The organism is Mesorhizobium sp. B3-2-1 (assembly GCF_006439515.1).
In the GTDB taxonomy this organism is placed as follows: domain Bacteria; phylum Pseudomonadota; class Alphaproteobacteria; order Rhizobiales; family Rhizobiaceae; genus Mesorhizobium.
In genome coordinates, this window is sequence record NZ_VFTI01000007.1 from 17,493 (window position 1) to 39,382 (window position 21,890).

Below are 21,890 nucleotides of genomic sequence, written 5' to 3' on the forward strand. Positions count from 1 at the left end.
GATGGATCGATACCCCATATATGTCGGGACAATTCATCCCACTGGAGAGACCCGCCATGTCCATTCTTCTTGTTACCTCGAGCCCGCGCGGCGCTGCCTCGCATTCGACCCGCATCGCCACCGAATTCGCTCAGAAGCTTCTCGCCGCCGATCCGTCGAACACGCTGGTGGTACGCGACCTCGTCGCCAATCCGCTACCGCATATCGATGCCGACTATGCCACCGGCATATACACGCCGGCCGATGCCCGCACCCCGCGCCAGGCTGAAGTGGTGGGCGTTTCCGACGCCGTGCTCGACGAACTCTTCGCCGCCGACACCGTGATCCTGGCCACCGGCTTCATCAACTTCAACATCTCCTCGACGCTGAAGTCCTGGGTCGACCACATCGCCCGCTCCGGCCGGAGCTTTGCCTATGGCGAGAACGGCCCCAAGGGCCTCGTCACCGGCAAGAAGGTCTATATCGTGCTGGCTTCGGGCGGCATCTATTCCGAGGGCGCGGCCGTGCAGTTCGATCACGCCATTCCCTATCTGCGCGGCGTGCTCGGCTTCCTCGGCATGACCGATGTCGATGTCATCCGCATCGAAGGCGTCGGCATGGGCCCCGACGCGGTCACTGCGGCGCTCGCCAAGGCGACCGCCAAGGTCGACGCCGTGGTGGCCAGCCAGCAGGCCGCTGCTGCCGCATAAGGCTCTCGATCATCTGAACTCGAAAGGCAGGCGTTCGCGCCTGCCTTTTTCATTTTACAGCATGTCGCGGCGAATAGGATTCGCCCGACTGCTGTAAGCTTCTGACTTTATGCATGTCGTTATCCCGGAACCGAGGACACTTCCGGGCGACATGCATTAGCCAATGAAATGCCTGAGCAAGCCCGCAGCGCCCACGCCGATCAGCACGGTCGGCAGCATGGAAAGCCGCGTCGCGGCGATGAAGGTGATGGCCAGCGCCAGAAGATCGGCGGGATTGCGCGACACGAAGGCCGGCGCGATGACAGAGATCAGCACGCAGCCGGGCGCTGCCTCCATCACCGCTGTGGCGCGAGCACCGAGCACGCGGTTGCGCAGCACGACATAGCCGCCGATCCGCGTCAGATAGGTGACGCCGGCCATCAGCACGATGGTGAGAAGGGTCGTTGCGTCGATCATGCATCACCTGCCATCAACCAGGCAGCAAGCAGCCCCGACACCGCACCCGCCGCGACATACCAGGCGCCGGGAATGAAGAGATAGACAAGGGCCGCGACGACCAGACTGACCAGCCAGGGCCGTGCCGCCGCCACGCTCTTCCACATGCCGCGCATCAGCACCAGAAAGACGGCCGGAAACGCCATGTCGAAACCAAAGGTCCCGACATCGCCCAGCATCGGGCCGAGCAAGGCACCGAGCGTGGTGAAGGATACCCACGCCAGATACATCGCCAGCGCCGCGCCCATGTAATAGCGCGGGCTGAAGGCGGGCGCGATACCGACGGCGGCGCGCTGTTTGGCGTCGGTCAGGCCGAGCGCCCAGCTTTCGTCGCACATGAAGAACAGCGCCGGGAAAACCTTGCGCCGCGGCAGCTCGCGCAGGAACGGCGCGAGCGCCGCACCCATCAGCAGATGCCGGCTGTTGACCAGGAAGGTGATGGCGACAATGAGCAGGATATGCGGCGGCGACGTCCACAGCTGGATCGCCGCGAATTCCGAGCCGCCGGCGAAGTTCAGCCCCGTCATGACAGACAACTCGACCGTGCTCAGCCCTTTCTGCGTGGCCTGGGCGCCAAGCACCAGCGCATAGGGGATGGTGCCGAGCAGCACCGGCGCGCAGGACGCCACGCCCCGGCGGAACTCGGATTCCGAACCATTGCCGGCTGTTTCGACTGCCTGTGAAATGCTCATGGTCTGCCATAGGCCGGCCTTACAGCCGCCCTGCCCTGCGTTCGAAGTCTGTGATGTCAGGGGCAAAACATACCTACACCTCACCGCAATTTGGTTGCGAAGATTGTTGTCCTTCGCCAAATTTTGGCATTCAGTGTCAGATATCGGCAGGAAAATGGAATTCAACGCCATGAAGCTCGACGAGATCGACAAGCGCATCCTGCGGGCGTTGCAGCGCGACGGCCGCATGGCCAACAATGATCTGGCCAATGAGGTCGGCCTGTCGCCCTCGCCTTGCCTGCGGCGCGTCAGGCTTCTGGAGGAAGCCGGCGTCATCGACCGCTATGTCGCCGTGCTCAATCCGGCCAGCATCGGCAAGGGTCTCACCTTCTTCACCCGCATCTGGCTGAAGACGCAGGACGAGGACACGATCGAACATTTCGCCACCGAGGTGGCCAAGCTGCCGCAAGTGATGGAATGCTATCTCATGCTCGGCGACTGCGACGCCCTGGTGCGCGTGGTAGCGGCTGACATCAACGACTATCGCCGTTTCCAGTCGGAGCATCTGAGCCGCATCAAGGGCGTGCAGAACGTCAAGACCGACGTTCCCAGCTGGACGATCAAGTATACATCGGAACTGCCGATCTGAGTCTTTGAAATGTCTCGCGTCGGTGGATCGTCAGCGCATTTGACGAGGCGCATGCCATCGCCTGGCCCTGTAGAAATTTCCATCTGGAATGTCGATCCGAGCACGCCTCGAACGTCCTTCGGACGCAACCGGAATTGCCGGGCGGCGTCGAAAGATCGATCCTGTACCCGGCTGGGAGAAGAAACATGAACCTTTCCTATCGTTGGGTCATCGTCGCGGCTGGCGCATTGATGTCCTGTGTCGCCATCGGCACGATGTTTTCGCTGGCGATTTTCCTCGAGCCGATGGCGATCGACACGCAATGGTCGCGTGCCGGCATTTCGAGCGCCATGACGCTCAACTTCCTGGTAATGGGCTTCGGCGGCTTCGCCTGGGGCGCCCTGTCCGACCGGTTCGGCGCCCGCATCGTCGTCACCATCGGTGCCGTGCTGCTCGGGCTGGCGCTGGTGCTGGCAAGCCGCGCCGGTTCGCTTCTCACCTTCCAGATCACCTACGGCGTGCTCGTCGGGCTCGCGGCTAGCGCCTTCTTCGCGCCGATGATCGCGCTGACATCAGGCTGGTTCGACACCAATCGCGGGCTGGCGGTATCGCTGGTCTCGGCCGGCATGGGCGTGGCGCCGATGACGATCTCGCCCTTGGCCCGCTGGCTGATCTCCACCTATGAATGGCGCACGGCCATGTTCGACATCGGCCTCATGGCCTGGGTGCTCCTGCTGCCCGCCGTCCTTCTGGTGCGACAGCCACCGAAGCCCGCCGCCTCCGATACGGCCGCGTCGCCGATAGCCGAAGGTGCCGGCCTGACGGTCGGGCAGGCGCTGCGCTCGCCGCAATTCATCGTGCTGGGGCTGACCTTCTTTGCCTGCTGCGCGGCCCATTCCGGCCCGATCTTCCACATGGTCAGCTACGCCATGCTGTGCGGTGTCGCCCCGATGGCCGCTGTCTCGATCTACAGTGTCGAGGGTCTGGCTGGCCTGGGCGGGCGGCTGCTCTACGGCGTGCTGGCCGACAGGCTGGGCGTCAAGCCGGTGCTGATCGCGGGGCTGGCGATCCAGGCGATCGTCATTGCCGCCTATCTCTCGATCAGCCGCCTCGACCAGTTCTACATGCTGGCCGTCATCTTCGGCGCCACCTATGGCGGCGTCATGCCGCTCTACGCGGTGCTGGCGCGCGAATATTTCGGCCAGCGTATCCTCGGCACCGTGTTCGGCGCCGCCACCATGCTCTCCAGCCTCGGCATGGCGCTGGGGCCGCTTGCCGGCGGCATGATTTTCGACGCCTATGCCAGCTACCATTGGCTGTTCATCGGCTCGGCTCTCATCGGTCTGGGCGCCGCGGGCATAGCCATCGCCTTCCCGCCGCTGCCACGCAGGGCGTTGCAGCCGGCATAATGCATGTCGCCCGCAAGTGTCCTCGGTTCCGGGATAACGACATGCATAAAATCAGAAGCTTACAGCAGGTCGGGCGAATCCTGTTCGCCGCGACATGCTGTAGGCACGGCCGGACGGCAATCGTGGCCACATAACAAACGGGCGCTTGACGGACCGAGGCCGGTCAAGCCACCGGCTGCCCGCCGTCACGCCGACTTGAGAACCGTGAACGGCCGCTTTTGAATGGCCCGCTTGGCCTGGAAATTCGCGGCCGGAGCCGGGCGGCCGACATGAAAGCCCTGGACCTTGTCTATGCCGAACTGGCGCATGAGGAGCATCTGCTCTTCGGTCTCCACCCCTTCGACCAGGATTTTGTGGCCGCGATTTCTGACCAGCGCGATGATGTCCTGCAGCATCGCCATGCCCTTGGGGGTGCCGCAGTCGTGGAGAAACGAGCGGTCGATCTTGACCGTATCGAAATCGATGAGGCGAAGCCACGAAAGGCCGGCGAAGCCCGTTCCGAAATCATCGAGCCATATCCTGATGCCGAGCAGCTTAAGGTCGCTGATGCAGCGCAGGATGTCGGAGTGCATCTCCATCTCCAGCCCCTCGGTGATCTCGAAGGCCAGCCTGTTTCCGGTTACGCCGGTCTCGCCCAGAATGGTCGCGACCGATGTAGCGAAGCCGGGTGTCTTGAGCTGGATCGGCGAGACGTTGACGCTGACGACGCGCACGTGATCCTGCGCCAGGATCTCGGCGCAGACGGTCCTTATTGCCCAACGCCCGAGCTCGAGGATGGCGCCGGTTCGCTCCGCGACGGGAATGAACAGGCTCGGCGGGACCAAGGTGCCGTCGAACATCTTGAGGCGCATCAGCGCCTCCACCGCATCGACCCTGCCCGACGCGACGTCCTCGATGGGCTGATAGACGAGCGAAACGAGATCCTGGCCGATCGCGATCTTCAGCAAAGCCGCGAGGTTCTCGCTCTCGTCGCTGCTTTGGGGGTCGGTCGGATCGAACAGCCGGACACAGTTTCGGCCGCTGGCTTTTGCCAGATAGAGCGCTCGATCGGCCTCGTGGATGATCTTCTCCAGCTTGGCGGCGGTCTGCTTCCTAGTGAACGCCGCGCCCACGCTCGCCGTCACGATCGCGACGCCATCCCGCCGCAACTCGTGCGCGATCGCCAGGTTCTCGATCGTGCGGCAAATGGCTTCCGCCAGATCCGCGACCTGGTCTTTCCTGTCCATGCGGGCCAGGACGATGAATTCCTCACCGCCATAGCGGCCGATGGAACCATCATATTGCTCGATCAGCTCACTGAGCGCATCGGCGACCTGGATCAGGCAACGGTCACCTTCCTGATGGCCGTAGCAATCGTTGAATTTCTTGAAGAAATCGACGTCGATGAGGATCGCCGCAAAACCATGGCCAAGCTTTTGCCAGTCATTCCAGTAGTCGCGCAGTTTCTCGTCGATCGCGCGCCGGTTCTCCAGACCAGTCAGCGGATCCGTCCGCGACAGCCTGAGCAGGGCCTTGCCGCGCTCGGTGGCCTCATTGTGCTGGATCTTGGCTTCCCGCGCGTTGAGGAAGACGTTGTAGCGCTCTTCGTTCAATTTCCAGTTCACATAAGAGGTAAAGATGAAGCACGATATATAGAAAATTCCCAATATTATCTTGTACGTTGACGTAGAAGGCACGAAATAGTTCACAATGTACAATACGCACAAGATTATAGCGGAGGTTACAATAGATAACTTGAATCTGAATGTGAAGAAGAGATTGGCCCCCATCATGAAAATGGTGCCGAAGATCATATAGTAAGAGACGCTTTCCTTATCTGCAGACAAAACCGCCGGGCATAGCCAACCGAGATAGCCAAATATAATGGCCGCGGCGCAGGTTATATCAAGCCATTCCCCTCCGGCTCCCCGGCGACGCTGTGCCTCCATGGTCAAAAGCACGGTCAATCCGACCGCGAAGCGCGCCTCGATCGTGTAGGCTGCAACGTCAGGAATGAGTAGCAGATCCGTTGCCGAAAACAGCAGATAGATGGCAACGGCGACCCAAAGCCCTGGCCTGGTTTCCATTCTTCGCGTCGCTTCAGCTTCCTTGCGGTAAAGGATACGAAGTTCGGCCGCCCCCAACTCCTGACGCGGATCGTGTGGTTCCGCATCCACGGCATCCGCCACTCTGGATGACACGCGTTCGTTCACGACGAATCCCGGCTGAGCGGCATTTCGCGTTCCGAATTCTTTTCCAGCTTCTGCCCCCAACGCAGACCGACTCCTTGGGCGCGACACGTCTTGCCGCGCAGTCAAATGCAACGACGCAGGACAAGTTTCCGTTAACTCGAACCCGGAATCCCCTCCTTAAAAACCCCAAAGAATTGACATGGTTAGCGGGAAATTAATCATACCGATAAAATGCCTGCGAGCCGACATTGGCAAATCGAGTATTCTAAGCAATAAGTTAACTGACTGTTAACTATGGAGCCTTGGTGTGCAAACTGTCTTTGATGGCCAGAGTCTGATCACTGCGGAGGCGATCGCCGGCGGGCTACCGCGAGGAAAGATCGAGCATCACGGCGAAGCGTTCCAAACCGCCCGCGCCGAGCTTGCACTCATTCTTCACGCGACACAGCAGCAGATCGAACAACACAAGGACCCCGCCGAGATCACGCGTCGCCTGACGTCGCACCTCAGCGCGACGCGCTCCAAGGTTCATCCCGACGTTTGGCAAGCCTTGATACCGGTGGTGCAGAACCATCCGGTCATGAAATATTTTCTCGAGGATCCGCTTACGCGCTGGTCCTTCACCAAACCCAGGGGTTATTCCGGCGACGCGCAGTTGCTTGACTACATCTATTGTGACCCGCACGTGGCCGAGAGCGTGGCAAGCGCCTCGGAGATCGGCAAGGCACTCTACAGCCATACCAAGGACGTGCCGTCGTCCATCGCAGCGCGGGAACGGCGCGATCTCTTGACCCGTTATGTCGATGAGATTGCGGCCAAGAATGGACCGGAAACCGAAGTCCTGGCGATCGCGGCCGGCCATCTGCGCGAAGCGAACCGTTCGGCCGCCCTGGCCGAGCGCCGCCTCAAGCGCTGGGTCGCGCTCGACCAGGATCCCCAGAGCGTCGGACTGATCGCGCGCGACTTCCAGGGCACCGCGGTCCAAGCCATCGACGGTTCGGTGCGAACCATGCTCACGAGAGGCCACAAGCTGGGCAAGTTCGACTTCATCTACGCCTCTGGCCTTTACGACTACCTCCAGCACAACGTCGCTGTGAAACTCACCAAGACATGCCTGCAGATGCTGAAGCCGAACGGGATATTCCTGTTCGCCAACTACGCCGAAGGCAGTTCCGGCGCGGGGTATTGGGAAACGTTCATGGACTGGGTGCTGCTGCTGCGGTCGGAAGTCGACATGTGGAACATTATCAATGCCAGCGTCGACCGCAACACCGTGGAGGCGCAGGTGTATTTCGGTGAGAACCGCAACGTGCTCTACGGCGTCATCCAAAAGCGCGGATAATACTCGCCTGGGATGGCACAGCGGCCAAGGACCTCGAGCGCTTCACGAGTGCTCGAGGTTGTAAGCCCGCCTCACGCACAATCCGCGCCTTTTCGGAAACGGCCGACCCTTACCCGAAAATCCGATCGCCCTGTTCGTCGACGAGTTGGATGCCTTTCTTGATCGAGATGTCGACGGCGTCGTCCAGCCCGGCGAAACGGTCGGCGCGGATGAATTTGTGCTCCTTCACCACGCCGTCGATTTCCTTGGAGACGATGCCGCACGTCTGGTACTGACCTTCTGTCTTGTAGGGCGTGGCGCTGATCGTAAAACCCTTGTGCTCGACCTGCTTGGCGGGCGCGGCACTTCCAGGCTCGGCCGCTTCGCCGCCGCCACCGCCGAAAAGACGTTTCAGAAAAGACATCGCTCAAGTCTCCTTGTCGCCTGCGATCGCCATCGGTATGCGATTCACGACGTTGTTTTCCCAGCATGCGCGAATGTGCCGCCGCGTTCCAGCCCCCTGATGAAGACGGCGACCAGGAGCTCGATCTGCCGGTCGATCTCGTCGGCCTGCCGGCGCTCGGACCTCCCCGCATACCCGCTGGTGACGATGCCGTGCACGCTTGACCAGAGGGTTCGCGCGGCGATCCGGCGCGTGTCCTCGTCGAGATCGAAGCCGCCATCGGCAAGGACGCTGGCGATGATCTCGAATAACTGGTCGAGCCGCGCCTCATAGACGTCGGGCTCGGTCAGCACCGGACGCCGCCGGTTGAAGGCAAGCAGCGCCGGCCAGCTGCCGGGATGCGCCTCGACGAAGCGAACATAGGCGCCGGCCAGCGCCATCAGCCGTTGGCGCACGTCGGTAATGCCGCGCCTGCCAAGATCGGCCATCGCCGCCGCGCCCGCGACCCCCAGCCGGTCGAGCAGCCGCATGTTGACGGCGCGGTGCACGCCGTCGAGATCGGAAAACAGATTGTAGACCGAGCCGACCGAGATGCCCGCCTGTTCGGCGATGGTCCTCGCCTTCAGATTGTCCATGCCGCCTTCGTCGAGCAGCGTCTCGGCAATGGCCAGCACCCGCTCGCCCGTCTCTTCCTTGTCCAGCGCCATATAAGTCCTTTGGATGCGCGTGCTTTTGATGGCACGCTTTTTCGAACCCCCGATTTCCCTTCGTTTACCATATCCCGGATATCGTGAACAGTGTTCAAAATCGTCTTGAACACAGTTCATTTCCTGCTATGTTGAGTTTGTGAACATCGTTCACCAAAACTTCGAAGGGAGAAGAACCATGCTTAGCCTGATCAGAACATTGCTCGACGGCGCCGGCGCACGGGCCGAGGACGGCCTCAAGGATCGCTTCGCCATCGACCTTCTGGCGCAGCGCATCCGCGATGCCGAGGCGGGTCTTGCCGCCGCCAAGCAGACACTCGCCTCATTGATCGTGCGCCAGCGTGCCGAGCAGGCCGGCCTCGAGCATCTCGATCGCCGCCACGTCGACCTGGAGGCACGCACCATCAGCGCACTGGCCGCCGGCAACAGCGGACTGGCCGAGAGCGGTGCCGCGGCCATCGCCGAACTGGAGAATGAACGCGAGGTCCGCCGCGCCACGGTGCAGAGCCTTGGCGAAAAGACCTTGCGGATGCGCGTTTCGGTGGAGCGGGCGCACCGCCGCATCATCGACCTCAACCAGGGCATGATCTCGGCCCGGGCCATCGATGCCGAGCGCAAGGCGCAGTCACGCCTCGTCAGGTCGATCGGCCATTCGGCAAGCCTCAACGACGCCGAAGAGCTTTTGGCCCGCATCAAGGCCGGCAGCGATCCGTTCGAGGAGGCCGGCATTCTCGATGAGATCGACGGCGAGTTGCGTCACGAGGCGATCCGCGACCGCCTTGCCGACGCCGGACACGGCCCGGCGGTGAAGGTGCGCGCCAAGGACGTGCTCGAGCGCCTGAAAACCATCAACTGAATATTTTGGACCTGCACATCAAACCCAACTTCGATCCAATCAAAGGAATACGACAATGAACAGCAATCAGACCTACATCATGTTCAACACCGTCTCGGTGGGCGCCGCCTACTTCATGCTCGGCCTGTCGCTTTGGCTGGCGCCGGTCGACTTGTCGACCAAGGGCTACTGGGCCATGGGCATCCTGCTGCTGACCGGCAGCCTGGTGAACCTGGTCAAGTACCGCACCGACGAGCGCATCTCCGCCGAGACCACCGCCAAGATCGAGAAAGCGCGCAATGAAAAGCTGATCAGCGAATATGTCGGCAAGGAATGATGCCGACAATGGCCTGACGAGAAAAGCCCGGGTCTCCCCAGGCTGTTGAGCTTTCAAGAGTCGCGGCATCACGAGATCAGCGGTGCGTCAGCGCTTCGAGCGCGTCTGCCGCGGCTTCGAGGATGCTCATCGCCTCGGCCTGCTTTTCGGCCGGGGCATCGACGATGTCACCGAGTGCGGCGCGCAGCCGGTGGCGGATGGCACGGAATTCGTCGCGCGTTTCCGAGCGCTCGCCACGGCCACCCCGGCCGCCGCGACGATCCTCGCCATCGTCGTTCCAGCCGAACCATTCGCGCGCCTTGGCCATCTTGCGGCCGAAGCGTTCGAGATGCTCGAGCACGCCGTCGATCATCTCGCGGTTCTCGGCCAGATGCGCCTGCCCGGCCTCGGTGATCGAGAACACCTTCTTGTTGCCTTCGCTCGACGAGACAGCGTAGCCGGCCTCTTCCAGGAAGGTCAGCGTCGGGTAGACGACGCCCGGGCTCGGGCTGTAGATGCCACTGGTACGCTCTTCCAGCGCCTTGATGATGTCGTAGCCGTGGCGCGGCGCCTCCGCCAGCAGCGACAGCGTGATCAGCTTGAGGTCACCATCGGCGAGCATCCGTCCGGCGCGGAACATGTCGCCTGGGCCGCGCCCGCCGCCCCTCCCCCCGAACGGACCGAAGCCGCCGCCTCCTCTGCCACCAAATTTGCCGCCGAACTTGCCGGCCATGTGCATGAACATGCGCTCGCCGAAATGACGGTGGTCGGAATAATTGTGCATTGATCGCTCCTAAAGTTCTATCTTACGATATATCTTAATTAGGCTCGCCGGTCGATCGAGTCAAGATATATCTTACGATGTATCTGAGAGTGACGCCAGTGGAGGACGCTATCGACCCCTCACGCCCTTGCGCGCGTTGCGGTATTCGCGGACCACGAGATCCGTCAGTTCCTGGACGGAGGTCTCGGAGGTGGGCTTGTCGAAGACGATGATCCCACCCTCGATGAGGTTGATCCTGTCGCAGACGTCGAAGATCTGGGCGTAGTTGTGCGCTATGATCATGATGCCCACATCGCCCCCCTCCTTCAGCTGCTGGATCAGATCGAGGATCAGTGCCGATTCCTTTGCGCCCATCGCCGCTGTCGGCTCGTCGAGCAGCAGGATCCTGGCTTTCTGGTAGACCGAGCGGGCGACGGCGATCGCCTGGCGTTGGCCGCCCGACAGCCGGGACACCTCGGCATCCACCGAAGGGATGTTGACACCCATGCGCTCCAGTTGCGCCAGCGCCGCGCGGCGCATGGCCTTGTCGTCGAGGATTCCAAGCGGGCCGCCGAACACGGCCTCGCGCTGCAGGAACATGTTGCGGTAGACATTCAGCTCATTGATCAGGGCCAGGTCCTGGTACACCGCCTCTACGCCGAGGCTGCGTGCATGCGCGACCGAACTCAGCGTTACGGGCACGCCGTCGAGATAGAGCTGTCCACTCGTGGGCTTGAGGAAACCGGTAAGGATCTTCATCAGCGTGGACTTGCCGGCGCCGTTGTCGCCGAGCAATCCCAGCACCTCGCCGCGTTTCAGCCGCAGATTGACGTCGCGCAGCGCCGTGACCTGGCCGAAACGCTTTGCGATGTGCTCGGCCCGCATCAATTCGCCCGAAACCGCCTCTTGTTCCATTATCCGCCTCCCTGGTCGCGCAGCCGGCTGAGATGGATATTCACCGTCATTGTCGCCAGGATAGCCGCGCCTAGGATCATGTCGAAGGTGAAGGCGCTGACGCCCAGCAAGGTGAAGCCGTCCTTCAGAATGGCCAGCACGAGCGCGCCGAGGAAGGCGCCGACCGTGGTGCCGAGTCCACCGGTCAGCAATGTGCCGCCGATGACGGCCGAAGCGATCGCCGCGAACATGATCTCGCTGCCGCCGGCCAGCGGGTCGATCGAGCCGATACGGAAGGCATCGAGCATCCCGGCAAAGCCGCCGAGCATGCTGCACAGGATGAAATTGCCGGTTTTGATGCGCCGGACCTTGATGCCGACCTCGGCGGCGCCAGTCGGGTTGCCGCCGGTGGCGACGGTGTGCAGGCCCCAGCGCGTCTTCATCAGCACGAATTGCAGGCCGATCGCGATCGCCAGCGCCCAGGCCAATTCCGCCCAGGGGTTGCCGCCGAAAATCTGGGTGAAGAGCTCGCCCGCCAGCGGCTGCACCGGAAAGCCGCCGGAAATGGTCAAGGTGAAACCGTTGATCAAGAACAGCATGCCGAGGGTCGTGACAAAGGAAGGCAGGCGCAACAGCGTGGTGAGGAAACCGTTGATCGCGCCCACCAATGCCGCCGCCGCGAGCCCCGCGACCACCGCGAGCCATGGCGGTGCGCCGCCAGCCATGGCGAAGTACATGACGAAGGGTGCCAGCGCATAGACCATGCCCACAGACAGGTCCAGTTCCCCGCACACCAGCACCATCACCTCGCCAGCGGCGATGATGGCGGTGGTGGCGGTGAACTGGACGAGGTTTTCGAGGTTGGCCGGCGACAGAAAGGCCGCGCTGGAATACTGAAAATAGATCACCAGCAGCAGGCCGGCGATGACGATGCTGGCTTCGCGGTACCGAAAGACAGCCGTCGCGGCCAGGTTCCAGGCGCCGCGGGGCGGTGCGGCGTCGGCTCCCTTCACGGCGTCGTCGGGGAGCCGGCCTTCGCCGGCCGGAGAATGCCGGGCATCGTCGGCCATGGGTTCGCCCTCAACCGCCGATGGCGCCCGAGCGCTCGATCAGCATCTGCTTGCTCGCATTGCCCTCGTAGCGGCTTTGCGTCTTCAGATAGGGCTGGACGCTGTCCTTGGTGACGAATTTGAGGCCTGTGTTTATGTCGGCCGGGCCCGTAAGCCCGCCCGACATCTGGAACAGGAACATCTCCATCACCGCGTAGAAGCCCTGCAGATAGGGCTGCTGGTCGATGGTGAAGTCGAGATGGTCCTTGGCGATGGCGTCCAGCGTCGCGGGCAGAAGATCGAAGCCACCGGCCCTGACGCCATTGGCGTGCAGACCATATTTCTCCATGGTCTTGCCGACCGCCATGGTGCTGCCGGCATCGACGGCGAATATACCCTTCACGTCCTTGTGGCCGACATAATAGGCATCGACGCGCGACACCTCCTCGTTGACCGTCGGTCCGGTGGCGATCTGGGTGAAAGTGATCTTCTTGCCTGAAGCCTTGATCGCGTCGGCGGCGCCATCGAGACGCGGCTGGATGTTAAGCTGGCCGGGCGTGGCGATGAAACCCACCACCTCGCCCTCGTCGACCAGGCTTACGATACGCTCTCCAAGCGCCTTGCCGGCAAGGTACAGATCCTGGCCGACATAGGCGAGCCGGGCATTGCCCTTGGCATCGGCGTTGTATGCGAAGACAGGAATCCCGGCCGCGAGCGCCTTGCTCACCGGCTCGTTGAAAGCGTGCTCGTCGACGAGGCAGACGGCAATGCCGTCGACCCCCGCGGCGATGGCCGTGTTCATGGCGTTGACCATCTCGGAGGCGATGGATTGCTGTGAGCCCGTCCACTGATAGGAGCAGCCGAGCAGCGCGCAGGCATCCGCGATCCCGTATTGGGTGGGCACGAAGAACGGGTTCGTGGTGACATGGTTGACGAAGACGAACTTCCACGGTTTGTGTTGGGGAAAGTCGCCCTGCGTGGCGTCTGCCGCTGCGGAGGCCGGCAAGGCGGCCAGCGCCGCCAGCGAGGCCGCGCCACCCGCGCCCAGCGCGATTTGCAGCAGGGTGCGTCGCGTGGCCGCGAAGCCCTGCCCACGATTGGTGTATTCATGATCAGCGATCATGGTCGATCTCCCTAAGTTCCGATTTTCTTTTTTTATGCATCCTTCTTGCCGGACGGCCGGCAAAGCCATGGACGGGGGCCACGAGGCCCTTGCATGCAGAACTAGGGTCCGGCGCAAGGTCCGCTAGATGGATACGCCGCGATGACTTTTTTTTGAACGCTGAGAGTTCCGGGTCAACGAATGTCCGGCCGGCGAGACCGCTACCAGCGGCCCTTGCGCCGATTCCAGCCGTAGAGCAGATCGGCGAAGCGATCATAGGCATGGCGGGTCAGCGGCAGCATGAGCCGATTGCCGAACAGGCTCGCCAGCCAGCCCTCGCCCGGCGTTAACAGCCAGACCGCGATCGCCACGTCCGCGCCGACCACCAGCCTACCCTTGGCATCGATGGCATGCAGCCGGCGGCGGATGTCCTCCAGCGAGACGCCATGCGACGACAGCGCATGCGGCTCCAGGTTGATGTCGCGAAATTCGACCCGTCCGGCCTTCACGGCCTCGAGCAGCCGCCGCTTCTGTCTGCCGATACCGGCATCGCAGACCGGGCAGCGCGTGTTGTACCAGACGGTCAGCAAAGGCGTGGTTCCGCTACCAGTCACTTGCCGCGCATCGCCGCCTTCGGCCCGACGCACTTGTTGTGGCGAAACAGCGCCCACTCCTCGCACAGGCGACCGTTGGGCAGGCGGCAAAAGCCGTATTCGTTGCCGGCCTTGTCCTTCCTGACCACGAAGCGGCCGCCGACCGCACTGCAATGGAGCGATGCGGGATTTGCCATGCCGATCGGTTTTTGCGCGGCGGCGCCGGCGTCGATCGGCATCAAGGACAACAAGGCGAGGCTCGCAGCCAATATCGAGACTTTCTTCATGCGATCTCTCCTCGGCCGCATGTCTACCACGGCGAGGCGTCCTGTCCTGAGGCAACTGTCAGATTTGTCGGAACGCGCGCCGGGTCGAATGCCGTTGAGACGACACCTGACCCGGCTGTCCGCGAAAACATCATCATCCAAGTGAGGTGATGATCTCGCGATAGGCGAATTCGGGGAAGGCCTTCATCGTCCGCGTCCTGATGTTGCCGGCCGCCGCCAGCATCAGCGAGAAACGCGCCAGGACCGCGTCGTCGGGCGCCTCGACCACCGCCACCATGTCGTACTCGCCCATGGTCAGGTAGAACGCCTTAAACGATCCGCCCATTTCGCCCAGCTGCTTCCTGGCTGCATCGAGCCGCTTCGGTGAATCGCGCACATTTCTGGCGCCCTGCTCCGTCCAGTTCATCAGCACGATGTAGCTTGTCATGGCACACCTCCCTCCGGGGGCCACGGAGCACGGCACTCAGGCCGTATCGACACGGCCTCGACCGGGGCGGGCTTCCGGGGTTGTCGCCCGAAAAATGCATCCGACGTCGGATTATCCTCCCGCTGCCCACGTCCCGCAAGCACTACCGCGCCGGCACCCATTGCAGAGTGAGCGCGGCCAGTTGAAGCCGGTTTAAAAACCCGCTTGATTGCGGCAATCTCCGTCGTGGCGTGAGCCCGGCAAAACGTCGGTGACCGACCCAGCCGCAGGAGAGCTTCATGCGCGAGACGACAGACCTGCCGCGCCGGAACAGATCGAAACTCCCGCCGCCTGGACCGGCGAGTACATGGCGAAGCATCCTGAAAAGTGGCTGGTCGAACTGGGCCCGCAGGATGTCGTGGAACTGGAAGTTGCCGCGACCGGCTTTCTTGCCGGCTCGCACGATCTCAGCGGCCTTACCAAGGCGGATTTCCCTTTGCCTCGTCTGGCCGGCCGTCTTGCGGCCCTTCGCGAAAAACTGATTGCAGGCATTGGATTCGAGGTGCTGCGCGGTCTCCCGGTCGAAAGCTATTCCGCCGAGATGGCGGCAACGATCTTCTGCGGAGTTGGCGCCCATCTGGGAAGCGCTCGGTCCCAGAATGCCCAGGGCCATATCCTCGGCCATGTCCGCGACATCGGCGCGGACGCCAGGGACGTCACGACGCGCATCTACCAGACGTCGGAACGCCAGACATTTCACACCGACTCCGCCGACGTCGTCGGTCTGCTCTGCCTGCGCGATGCCATGCAAGGCGGCGAGTCCCTGCTGGTCAGCACGGTGACGATCTACAACGAGATGCGCAAAAGACGGCCCGATCTGGTTCCCCTGCTGTTTGATCCGATTGCCACCGACCGGCGCGGCGAGATCCCGGAAGGCGAAAAGCCCTATTTCGAAATCCCCGTACTCAACTGGCATGCCGGACTGCTGACCGGCATCTATCAGCGCCAGTACATCGACAGCGCGCAACGCTTTCCCGATGCCATGCGGCTCACCGCCGCCCATGTCGAAGCGCTGGATCTCTTCGACAGCCTCGCCAATGACCCGAAGCTAAATCTGTCGATGCGGCTTCGACCGGGCGACATGCAGTTCGTCTACAATCATTCGCTGCTTCACGATCGCATGGGCTTTCGCGATTGGCCGGACCCCGACAAGCGGCGCCATATGCTGCGCCTGTGGCTGTCGGTCCCCGGCGACCGTCCGCTGCCCGAGAGTTTCAGGCAGCGTTATGGCTCGATCGAGATCGGCGACCGGGGCGGAATCATCGTCAAGGGCGCACGGCTGAACGTGCGGTTGCTCTGACGCCTGAAACAAAAAGGGCGCCAAACGGCGCCCTTAACTCGTCGTGATAGATAGAAATGAACTCAGCTATCCAGGAAGCTGCGCAGCTTCCTGCTCCGGCTCGGGTGCTTGAGCTTTCGCAGCGCCTTGGCTTCGATCTGGCGGATACGCTCGCGGGTGACCGAGAACTGCTGGCCGACTTCTTCCAGCGTGTGGTCGGTGTTCATGCCGATGCCGAAGCGCATGCGTAGCACACGCTCCTCGCGCGGAGTGAGTGAAGCCAACACGCGCGTGGTGGTCTCGCGCAGATTGGCCTGGATCGCCGCATCGATCGGCAGGATCGCCATCTTGTCCTCGATGAAATCACCGAGATGCGAGTCCTCCTCGTCGCCGACCGGCGTTTCGAGCGAGATCGGCTCCTTGGCGATCTTCAACACCTTGCGCACTTTTTCGAGCGGCATTGCGAGCTTTTCGGCCAGTTCCTCCGGCGTCGGCTCGCGGCCGATCTCGTGCAGCATCTGGCGCGAGGTGCGCACGATCTTGTTGATCGTCTCGATCATGTGCACCGGGATGCGGATGGTGCGCGCCTGGTCGGCGATCGAACGCGTGATCGCCTGCCGGATCCACCATGTCGCGTAGGTCGAGAACTTGTAACCACGGCGGTATTCGAATTTGTCGACCGCCTTCATCAGGCCAATATTGCCTTCCTGGATCAAGTCGAGGAACTGCAGGCCGCGATTGGTGTACTTCTTGGCGATCGAGATGACGAGCCGCAGATTGGCCTCGACCATTTCCTTCTTGGCGATCGCTGCTTCGCGCTCGCCCTTCTGCACCTGATTGACGATCTTGCGGAATTCCAGGATCGAGATCGCCGTTTCGGTGGCTAGGTGCTGGATCTCGGCGCGCAGGTCCTTGATCGCATCCTTCTCGTTCTTGGTGAATTCCTTCCAACCGCGCGAGGTCAGATTGGCGATCGAGCGCGTCCAGTTCGGATCGAGCTCGGAGCCCTGATATTCCTTCAGGAACTCCTCGCGGCGCACGCCATAGCTTTCGGCGAGGCGCAGAAGCTTGCCCTCGTTCTGCACCAGGCGCTTGTTGATGTCGTAGAGCTGCTCGACCAGCGCCTCGATGCGCGCCGTGTTGAGCGACAGCGACTTGACCGCCTTGATCAGCTGGTCCTTCAGCTCCTTCAGCCGGCGGTCCTGGCTGGGCGACAGCGTGCCGGCGGCGGCCAGACGGTTCTCGACCTGCTGATCCTGCAGCTTGCGCAGCTTCTTGTAGGTGTCGGCGATGACGTCGAGCGTCTCCATCACCTGCGGGCGGAGTTCCGCTTCCATCGCCGCCAGCGACAGGCTCGCCTCGTCCTCGTCTTCCTCGTCGTCATCCCCGATGCCGCGCGTGTCGGCGCCGACATTGGTGATGTCGTCTTCATCGTCGCGTCCGCGACGCGGCTTTTCCTCGGCCTTGGGCGCCTCCTCGACGCGCTCGACCACCGGCGCCTGCTTGGCCTCGGGCCCGGCATAGGTGGCTTCGAGATCGATGATCTCGCGCAGCAGGATCTTGGATTCGTTGAGCTCGTCGCGCCAGATGATGATGGCCTGGAAGGTCAGCGGGCTTTCGCACAGACCCGCGATCATCGTCTCGCGGCCGGCCTCGATGCGCTTGGCGATCGCGATTTCGCCCTCGCGCGACAGAAGCTCGACCGAGCCCATTTCGCGCAGATACATGCGCACGGGGTCGTCGGTGCGGTCGGTCGGCTCTTTCTTGGTGGTGGTGGCGGCGACCGCGGTGCCGGTCTGCTCGGCCAGCTCGTTGGCGTCCTCCTCGGCGTCGGCGGCTGTGTCGCCGGCCTCGGCCTCTTCGCCCTGTTCGTCATCCTCGACGACGTTGATGCCCATGTCGGACAGCATCGCCATCGTGTCCTCGATCTGCTCGGAGGTCACTTCCTCGGAAGGCAGCACCGAATTCAGCTCGTCCATGGTGACATAGCCGCGCTTCTTGGCGGCCTTGATCATCTTCTTGACAGCATCATCGGAAAGGTCGAGCAAGGGCCCATCGGTGGCGCCTTCGCGTTCGGTCTCGACCTCTTCCTTTTCCTTTGTCGCCATAGTCTTTATCTTCTCCTAGCGGCCGGCCATCGGGCCGCGTCAGCTTTCGGACCAGTCAAATCGGATACGCCCGTTTTTCTAAACGCGCTTCACCCGGCCCATGAGCTGCATCCACTCTTTTTGTTTGGTGCATGCCGGCGCCCCAAAACCGGGTTCCACTCTTGGGCGGCATGCATTAAGTCCAGATTAACCCTGATATCTGTGGCAGGCGGGCTGCCTGTCCAGTGACCAGTACCTCACATCGCTTGTTTCCCGTCGACGCGGGTGCGGGTTAACGTTTCGAATCGTCCTGATTCCGCCATTCTGTCCGAAGGTCAAGCGGCTCTGGCATGATTCGCATGAAAAAAGCGAATCAATTACCCGACTTAGCGCGCCCCGCCCCAAAAGGAGGCATGGCAACGCCTTCATTCCGCACTCGCATGCACTTAGGCTCGTCCAGCCCTGCCCGACGAAACGCCGAATCCTTCGATCAGCGCTTCCGTTGCTTGTACATCCTGAAATTGCGCCTGAATTTCGATCAGATGGCGGAAGTTTTCATCCGAAGGATCAGCTTCGAGCGCCGCTTCCGCCTGTTTCAGCTCCTTATGTAAGGTCCGCGCGCTGCGCTGCAAGTGCAACGCCTGGTTCAGAGCGTCGCGGGCATCCTCGAGCGCCGCCGTCTCCAGTGCCGGCCATTGCCGCGCCCGCCTGATCAGGCCGACGGCGCGCTCCCAGATCTCGGCGCAGCCGGCGCGCTCGACCGTCGCCACCACGGCGTTGCGGTCGTTGGCCATATCATGCGCCATCGCGTCGAGGATGGCGGCATGCAGACGGGTCAGATCGGAATTGGCGAGATCGAGGAATTCGACATGGGCGAAGTTCTCGTCGATCAGCGCGGGATGGTTGATCAATGCGACGATGATCGTTGCCTCGCGCACCGACATTCCCTCGCCGCGCTTGACCAGTGCCGACTGGCCGAGGCTTTCGGTGATCGCCATGCGGCCGCCACCAGGCTTGGCGAATTGCCCGCCCGGCGCAGGCTTGCCCTGGCCGCGCTCGCCGGGCCGGCCGTTATCCTGACGACCTTGCCGCGCATTGCGCTGGGAGCCGAAGAAGCTCAGCACCCGCTCGCGCATTTCCTGCTGGTAGTGGTAGCGCGTGCTTTCGTCGCGGATGCGGCTGCTGAGTTCCCGCAGCGTCTGTCCCAATTCCGCCCGCCGCTCCGGCGTGTCGAAGACGCCGCCCGCTGTCTCGCGCATCCACAACAGGTCGACCAGCGGCCGCGCATCGGCCAGCACGGCGCGGAAGGCGTCTGGCCCCTCGGCCTTGACCAGATCGTCGGGATCCTTGCCTTCCGGCAGCAGCGCAAAGCGCGCCGAGCGCCCGGCCTGCACTGACGGCAGCGCCATGTCGGCTGCCCGCCATGCCGCCTTCAGCCCGGCCTTGTCGCCGTCGAAGCACAGCATCGGCTCCGGCGCCATGCGCCATAGCAGTTCGAGCTGGTTTTCGGTGAGCGCGGTGCCGAGCGGCGCCACGACATTCTCGAAGCCGGCCTGCGCCAGCGCGATCACATCCATGTAGCCTTCGACCGCGATGACCGTCCCGCCCTTGGCCAAGGCTTTTCGGGCGCGGGCGAAATTATAGAGCACATTGCCCTTGTGGAAGAGCTCGGTGTCTGGCGAGTTCATGTATTTGGCGAGCGCGTCGGGGGCCAGTGCGCGGCCGCCAAAGGCGATGATCTTGCCGCGCGAATCCGGGATCGGGAACATGATGCGGTCGCGGAACCAGTCGTAGGAGACGGGAATGTCGTCGCCATGGCGCACCAGCCCGCAGGCCTCGATATCGGCCTTCGGCACACCCTTGGCGGCCAGATGCTCCTTCAGCGCATTGCGGCTGTCGGGCGCGAAGCCGAGCCGGAACGACTGCTGCGTCGCCGGTGTCAGCCCACGGTCGCGCAGGTAGGCGCGGGCCTTGGCGCCTTCAGGCCCTTGCAGGCGCTCCTGGAAGAAGGCCGTCGCCATCTCCATGACGTCGGTCAGGCTGGCGCGTTCTTTCTCGCGCCGCTCTTCCTGTTCGTCGCGGACCGGCATCGGCACACCGGCCATGTCGGCGATCTTCTCGACCGCCTCGGGAAAACTCAGTCCTTCGAGTTCGGTCAGGAACTTGAAATGGTCACCCGAGACCGAGCAGCCGAAACAGTGATAGCGGCCCTTCTTGTCCTCGCAGTGGAAGGACGGGCTCTTCTCGCCATGGAACGGACAGCACGCCCAATAGTCGCCGCGCGACGGGTTGGTCTTCTTGCGATCCCACGCCACGCGCTGGCCGATAACAGAGGAAATCGGCACGCGGTCGCGTATCTCGTCGAGGAAGGCGGGCGGAAAGCGCATCGGGGAACTCGTTTCGCCACCATATAATCATGCCCGCGATCTCAGACGACCCCCAATAGAGGCCATACCCGGTTTCCACAGGGCAACGCGACCCTCCGGTGCCGCCGATCAGTCGCCGTCGTCGACCAAACTCTCGATGGGCAATTCGAGAGCGCGGGCAATCCGCAGCCAAAGCGTGACGTCCCCACCGCGCTTTCCGTTCTCGATATCCGAAAGATAGTTCTGGGTCACGCCCACGGAGGCAGCGAGAACAGCCTGGGTCTGCTTGCGGTATCTGCGCCAAAAAGCAAGCGGAGAGACCGCGCCGACAAGTGCTCGTGCTTCATCGGGCGTAAGACCGGGAAGCTGCCCGGCACGAAACCCGCCAAGCGCCTGCGCATGCTCCAGCGATTCACGAAGGGCTTCCAGTTCGCTGCGAGGCAGGATGGCCAGTTCCTCGCCACCTGGCGTCGTGACATAGGCGATGTTATTCATCCCGGCATTCCTTCAATCATAAACCGATCCACGCGGTCCGATCTTAGTCACGATGATCTCTTGATCCGTCTCTTCGAAGATCACGCGATAGTCGCCGACCCTCAGGCGCAGGGCCGAAGATCCCTCAAGGCCTTGACGCTGTTTGCAAGCGTACTCGCGTCCCTGGCATAGGTTTCGATCTTCGATAAAATCCTCTCGGCATCGACCCGATGCTTTCGCAACGCTTTTGCCGCCAAAGGCAGAAGTACGACCCGCTTCACCGTTTAAATATCGCATATTGTGATATTTCCGGCAAGGCGGGTCGGCATGAGACTGGGCAGGACGAACCAAAGAAGGCGACCCTCGCGAGGCCGCCTCCCATCGAAAGGCCGGCGAGATGCCGGCTTTCGCCAACGATTACTGCGCGGCAAGCGCGCCGAAGATGACGCCGGAGAGGATGCCGACCAGCACATAGTCATTGCCGACGCGGATCCATTCCTGGCCGCGGCCGGGACGATGCAGGCCATAGCGGCCATAGTCGCGGATCGGCTGGTGCTGTCTCCAGCCGGAATATTTCTGGCCATTGCGCCAGTGATTGCGCTTCACGACGACCTTCTTCTTCACCACGCGCTTCTCGACATGCCTGCCAGGCTTCTGCCAATCGACTTTCATGTAGTTCGACTGCGGCGCCACTGGCGCGTTTATCGGCGCTGCCTGGCCGGTGAGCGAGGTGGCGGCCAGCATCGAGAAAGCAAGAGTGGAAAGGACAATGCGTTTCATCGGAAGTCTCCTTGGTTGTCGATGCCAGAGGAATAACGGCCAGGGGATGAACCGAAACTGAACGCCACCATTACAATTGTGTAATGAATTCCGCCGCTTATTCCA

23 protein-coding genes are annotated in these 21,890 nt (G+C 62.4%); 7 read left to right on the forward strand and 16 right to left on the reverse strand.

The features are described from left to right. Positions 1-56 precede the first annotated feature (56 nt). Positions 57-689, forward strand: a complete 633-nt coding sequence (locus tag FJW08_RS09290; protein ID WP_140505161.1) for an FMN-dependent NADH-azoreductase — start codon at positions 57-59, stop codon at positions 687-689. Between the two features lie 156 nt (positions 690-845). On the opposite strand, the gene FJW08_RS09295 is transcribed toward FJW08_RS09290, so the two are convergent. Together FJW08_RS09295 and FJW08_RS09300 are read right to left on the reverse strand one after the other, a co-directional pair. After that, positions 846-1,145, reverse strand: a complete 300-nt coding sequence (locus FJW08_RS09295; RefSeq protein ID WP_140810257.1) for an AzlD family protein — start codon at positions 1,143-1,145, stop codon at positions 846-848. Next, complete coding sequence (locus FJW08_RS09300; protein ID WP_140810258.1) at positions 1,142-1,876, reverse strand: AzlC family ABC transporter permease; 735 nt, start codon at positions 1,874-1,876, stop codon at positions 1,142-1,144. Before FJW08_RS09300 ends, FJW08_RS09295 begins: the two co-directional genes overlap by 4 nt. Positions 1,877-2,045: 169 nt before the next feature. On the opposite strand from FJW08_RS09300, the gene FJW08_RS09305 reads away from it, so the two are divergent. Further along, positions 2,046-2,504, forward strand: a complete 459-nt coding sequence (locus FJW08_RS09305; protein WP_140810444.1) for an Lrp/AsnC family transcriptional regulator — start codon at positions 2,046-2,048, stop codon at positions 2,502-2,504. Positions 2,505-2,689: 185 nt separating this feature from the next. Then, positions 2,690-3,892 carry an MFS transporter gene (locus tag FJW08_RS09310; RefSeq protein WP_140810259.1) on the forward strand — a complete coding sequence of 401 codons (1,203 nt, stop codon included), beginning with the start codon at positions 2,690-2,692 and terminating at the stop codon, positions 3,890-3,892. Positions 3,893-4,077: 185 nt separating this feature from the next. Here the strand turns inward: FJW08_RS09310 and FJW08_RS09315 are convergent, their stop codons facing one another. After that, positions 4,078-6,072 carry an EAL domain-containing protein gene (locus FJW08_RS09315; protein ID WP_181182890.1) on the reverse strand — a complete coding sequence of 665 codons (1,995 nt, stop codon included), beginning with the start codon at positions 6,070-6,072 and terminating at the stop codon, positions 4,078-4,080. A 298-nt stretch (positions 6,073-6,370) separates the two neighbouring features. Between FJW08_RS09315 and FJW08_RS09320 the strand changes: the two genes are divergently transcribed. After that, a complete protein-coding gene (locus tag FJW08_RS09320) occupies positions 6,371-7,405 on the forward strand; it encodes a class I SAM-dependent methyltransferase (protein WP_140810260.1) in 1,035 nt (344 codons plus the stop codon). A 109-nt stretch (positions 7,406-7,514) separates the two neighbouring features. Here FJW08_RS09320 and FJW08_RS09325 read toward each other — a convergent pair whose 3' ends face one another. Together FJW08_RS09325 and FJW08_RS09330 are read right to left on the reverse strand one after the other, a co-directional pair. After that, positions 7,515-7,808 (reverse strand): HlyU family transcriptional regulator, encoded by a 294-nt coding sequence (locus FJW08_RS09325; protein ID WP_140810262.1) that lies wholly within the window; start codon positions 7,806-7,808, stop codon positions 7,515-7,517. A gap of 44 nt (positions 7,809-7,852) precedes the next feature. Then, the gene (locus tag FJW08_RS09330) at positions 7,853-8,494 is read right to left on the reverse strand and encodes a TetR/AcrR family transcriptional regulator (protein WP_140761216.1); all 642 of its coding nucleotides are present in this window, start codon (positions 8,492-8,494) and stop codon (positions 7,853-7,855) included. Positions 8,495-8,672: 178 nt separating this feature from the next. Between FJW08_RS09330 and FJW08_RS09335 the strand changes: the two genes are divergently transcribed. Both FJW08_RS09335 and FJW08_RS09340 read left to right on the forward strand, forming a co-directional pair. Then, positions 8,673-9,350: a PspA/IM30 family protein gene (locus FJW08_RS09335; RefSeq protein WP_140810263.1), complete on the forward strand. Its 678-nt coding sequence runs from the start codon at positions 8,673-8,675 to the stop codon at positions 9,348-9,350. Positions 9,351-9,405: 55 nt separating this feature from the next. Then, complete coding sequence (locus tag FJW08_RS09340) at positions 9,406-9,666, forward strand: YiaA/YiaB family inner membrane protein (RefSeq protein ID WP_027145771.1); 261 nt, start codon at positions 9,406-9,408, stop codon at positions 9,664-9,666. A 76-nt stretch (positions 9,667-9,742) separates the two neighbouring features. Here FJW08_RS09340 and FJW08_RS09345 read toward each other — a convergent pair whose 3' ends face one another. From FJW08_RS09345 to FJW08_RS09375, 7 genes are all read right to left on the reverse strand, one after another. Further along, positions 9,743-10,429, reverse strand: coding sequence for a PadR family transcriptional regulator (locus FJW08_RS09345; protein ID WP_140810264.1), 687 nt, complete (start codon positions 10,427-10,429; stop codon positions 9,743-9,745). A gap of 108 nt (positions 10,430-10,537) precedes the next feature. Further along, positions 10,538-11,323 carry an ATP-binding cassette domain-containing protein gene (locus FJW08_RS09350; protein WP_140810265.1) on the reverse strand — a complete coding sequence of 262 codons (786 nt, stop codon included), beginning with the start codon at positions 11,321-11,323 and terminating at the stop codon, positions 10,538-10,540. Next, positions 11,323-12,372 (reverse strand): ABC transporter permease, encoded by a 1,050-nt coding sequence (locus FJW08_RS09355; RefSeq protein ID WP_140810266.1) that lies wholly within the window; start codon positions 12,370-12,372, stop codon positions 11,323-11,325. Before FJW08_RS09355 ends, FJW08_RS09350 begins: the two co-directional genes overlap by 1 nt. 10 nt (positions 12,373-12,382) lie before the next feature. After that, positions 12,383-13,474: a sugar ABC transporter substrate-binding protein gene (locus FJW08_RS09360; protein WP_140761201.1), complete on the reverse strand. Its 1,092-nt coding sequence runs from the start codon at positions 13,472-13,474 to the stop codon at positions 12,383-12,385. Positions 13,475-13,674: 200 nt separating this feature from the next. Then, positions 13,675-14,043 (reverse strand): DCC1-like thiol-disulfide oxidoreductase family protein, encoded by a 369-nt coding sequence (locus FJW08_RS09365; RefSeq protein WP_140810267.1) that lies wholly within the window; start codon positions 14,041-14,043, stop codon positions 13,675-13,677. A gap of 20 nt (positions 14,044-14,063) precedes the next feature. Then, entirely contained in the window at positions 14,064-14,333 is a 270-nt protein-coding gene (locus FJW08_RS09370; RefSeq protein ID WP_140810268.1) for a DUF333 domain-containing protein, read from the reverse strand. A 133-nt stretch (positions 14,334-14,466) separates the two neighbouring features. Next, entirely contained in the window at positions 14,467-14,760 is a 294-nt protein-coding gene (locus FJW08_RS09375; protein ID WP_140761191.1) for a GYD domain-containing protein, read from the reverse strand. A gap of 346 nt (positions 14,761-15,106) precedes the next feature. Here FJW08_RS09375 and FJW08_RS09380 point away from each other — a divergent pair, with 346 nt between their 5' ends. Further along, on the forward strand, positions 15,107-16,099 hold the full coding sequence (locus tag FJW08_RS09380; RefSeq protein WP_140810270.1) for a TauD/TfdA family dioxygenase: 993 nt from the start codon (positions 15,107-15,109) through the stop codon (positions 16,097-16,099). 62 nt (positions 16,100-16,161) lie between these two features. Here the strand turns inward: FJW08_RS09380 and rpoD are convergent, their stop codons facing one another. From rpoD to FJW08_RS09405, 4 genes are all read right to left on the reverse strand, one after another. Next, entirely contained in the window at positions 16,162-18,186 is a 2,025-nt protein-coding gene (rpoD, locus tag FJW08_RS09385) for an RNA polymerase sigma factor RpoD (RefSeq protein ID WP_027145766.1), read from the reverse strand. A 425-nt stretch (positions 18,187-18,611) separates the two neighbouring features. After that, positions 18,612-20,552, reverse strand: a complete 1,941-nt coding sequence (gene dnaG, locus FJW08_RS09390; RefSeq protein WP_140810271.1) for a DNA primase — start codon at positions 20,550-20,552, stop codon at positions 18,612-18,614. Positions 20,553-20,660: 108 nt separating this feature from the next. Continuing rightward, entirely contained in the window at positions 20,661-21,026 is a 366-nt protein-coding gene (locus tag FJW08_RS09395) for a helix-turn-helix transcriptional regulator (RefSeq protein ID WP_127278334.1), read from the reverse strand. 396 nt (positions 21,027-21,422) lie between these two features. Then, entirely contained in the window at positions 21,423-21,785 is a 363-nt protein-coding gene (locus FJW08_RS09405; RefSeq protein WP_140810272.1) for an RcnB family protein, read from the reverse strand. Positions 21,786-21,890: the final 105 nt, after the last annotated feature.

What these genes read in the sequence shown, in the direction of transcription:
- FJW08_RS09290 (WP_140505161.1), top strand. Translation starts at nt 57, where the DNA reads ATGTCCATTCTTCTTGTTACCTCGAGCCCGCGCGGCGCTGCCTCGCAT.
- FJW08_RS09295 (WP_140810257.1), bottom strand. Translation starts at nt 1,145, where the DNA reads ATGATCGACGCAACGACCCTTCTCACCATCGTGCTGATGGCCGGCGTC.
- FJW08_RS09300 (WP_140810258.1), bottom strand. Translation starts at nt 1,876, where the DNA reads ATGAGCATTTCACAGGCAGTCGAAACAGCCGGCAATGGTTCGGAATCC.
- FJW08_RS09305 (WP_140810444.1), top strand. Translation starts at nt 2,046, where the DNA reads ATGAAGCTCGACGAGATCGACAAGCGCATCCTGCGGGCGTTGCAGCGC.
- FJW08_RS09310 (WP_140810259.1), top strand. Translation starts at nt 2,690, where the DNA reads ATGAACCTTTCCTATCGTTGGGTCATCGTCGCGGCTGGCGCATTGATG.
- FJW08_RS09325 (WP_140810262.1), bottom strand. Translation starts at nt 7,808, where the DNA reads ATGTCTTTTCTGAAACGTCTTTTCGGCGGTGGCGGCGGCGAAGCGGCC.
- FJW08_RS09330 (WP_140761216.1), bottom strand. Translation starts at nt 8,494, where the DNA reads ATGGCGCTGGACAAGGAAGAGACGGGCGAGCGGGTGCTGGCCATTGCC.
- FJW08_RS09335 (WP_140810263.1), top strand. Translation starts at nt 8,673, where the DNA reads ATGCTTAGCCTGATCAGAACATTGCTCGACGGCGCCGGCGCACGGGCC.
- FJW08_RS09340 (WP_027145771.1), top strand. Translation starts at nt 9,406, where the DNA reads ATGAACAGCAATCAGACCTACATCATGTTCAACACCGTCTCGGTGGGC.
- FJW08_RS09345 (WP_140810264.1), bottom strand. Translation starts at nt 10,429, where the DNA reads ATGCACAATTATTCCGACCACCGTCATTTCGGCGAGCGCATGTTCATG.
- FJW08_RS09350 (WP_140810265.1), bottom strand. Translation starts at nt 11,323, where the DNA reads ATGGAACAAGAGGCGGTTTCGGGCGAATTGATGCGGGCCGAGCACATC.
- FJW08_RS09355 (WP_140810266.1), bottom strand. Translation starts at nt 12,372, where the DNA reads ATGGCCGACGATGCCCGGCATTCTCCGGCCGGCGAAGGCCGGCTCCCC.
- FJW08_RS09360 (WP_140761201.1), bottom strand. Translation starts at nt 13,474, where the DNA reads ATGATCGCTGATCATGAATACACCAATCGTGGGCAGGGCTTCGCGGCC.
- FJW08_RS09370 (WP_140810268.1), bottom strand. Translation starts at nt 14,333, where the DNA reads ATGAAGAAAGTCTCGATATTGGCTGCGAGCCTCGCCTTGTTGTCCTTG.
- FJW08_RS09375 (WP_140761191.1), bottom strand. Translation starts at nt 14,760, where the DNA reads ATGACAAGCTACATCGTGCTGATGAACTGGACGGAGCAGGGCGCCAGA.
- FJW08_RS09380 (WP_140810270.1), top strand. Translation starts at nt 15,107, where the DNA reads ATGGCGAAGCATCCTGAAAAGTGGCTGGTCGAACTGGGCCCGCAGGAT.
- rpoD (WP_027145766.1), bottom strand. Translation starts at nt 18,186, where the DNA reads ATGGCGACAAAGGAAAAGGAAGAGGTCGAGACCGAACGCGAAGGCGCC.
- dnaG (WP_140810271.1), bottom strand. Translation starts at nt 20,552, where the DNA reads ATGCGCTTTCCGCCCGCCTTCCTCGACGAGATACGCGACCGCGTGCCG.
- FJW08_RS09395 (WP_127278334.1), bottom strand. Translation starts at nt 21,026, where the DNA reads ATGAATAACATCGCCTATGTCACGACGCCAGGTGGCGAGGAACTGGCC.
- FJW08_RS09405 (WP_140810272.1), bottom strand. Translation starts at nt 21,785, where the DNA reads ATGAAACGCATTGTCCTTTCCACTCTTGCTTTCTCGATGCTGGCCGCC.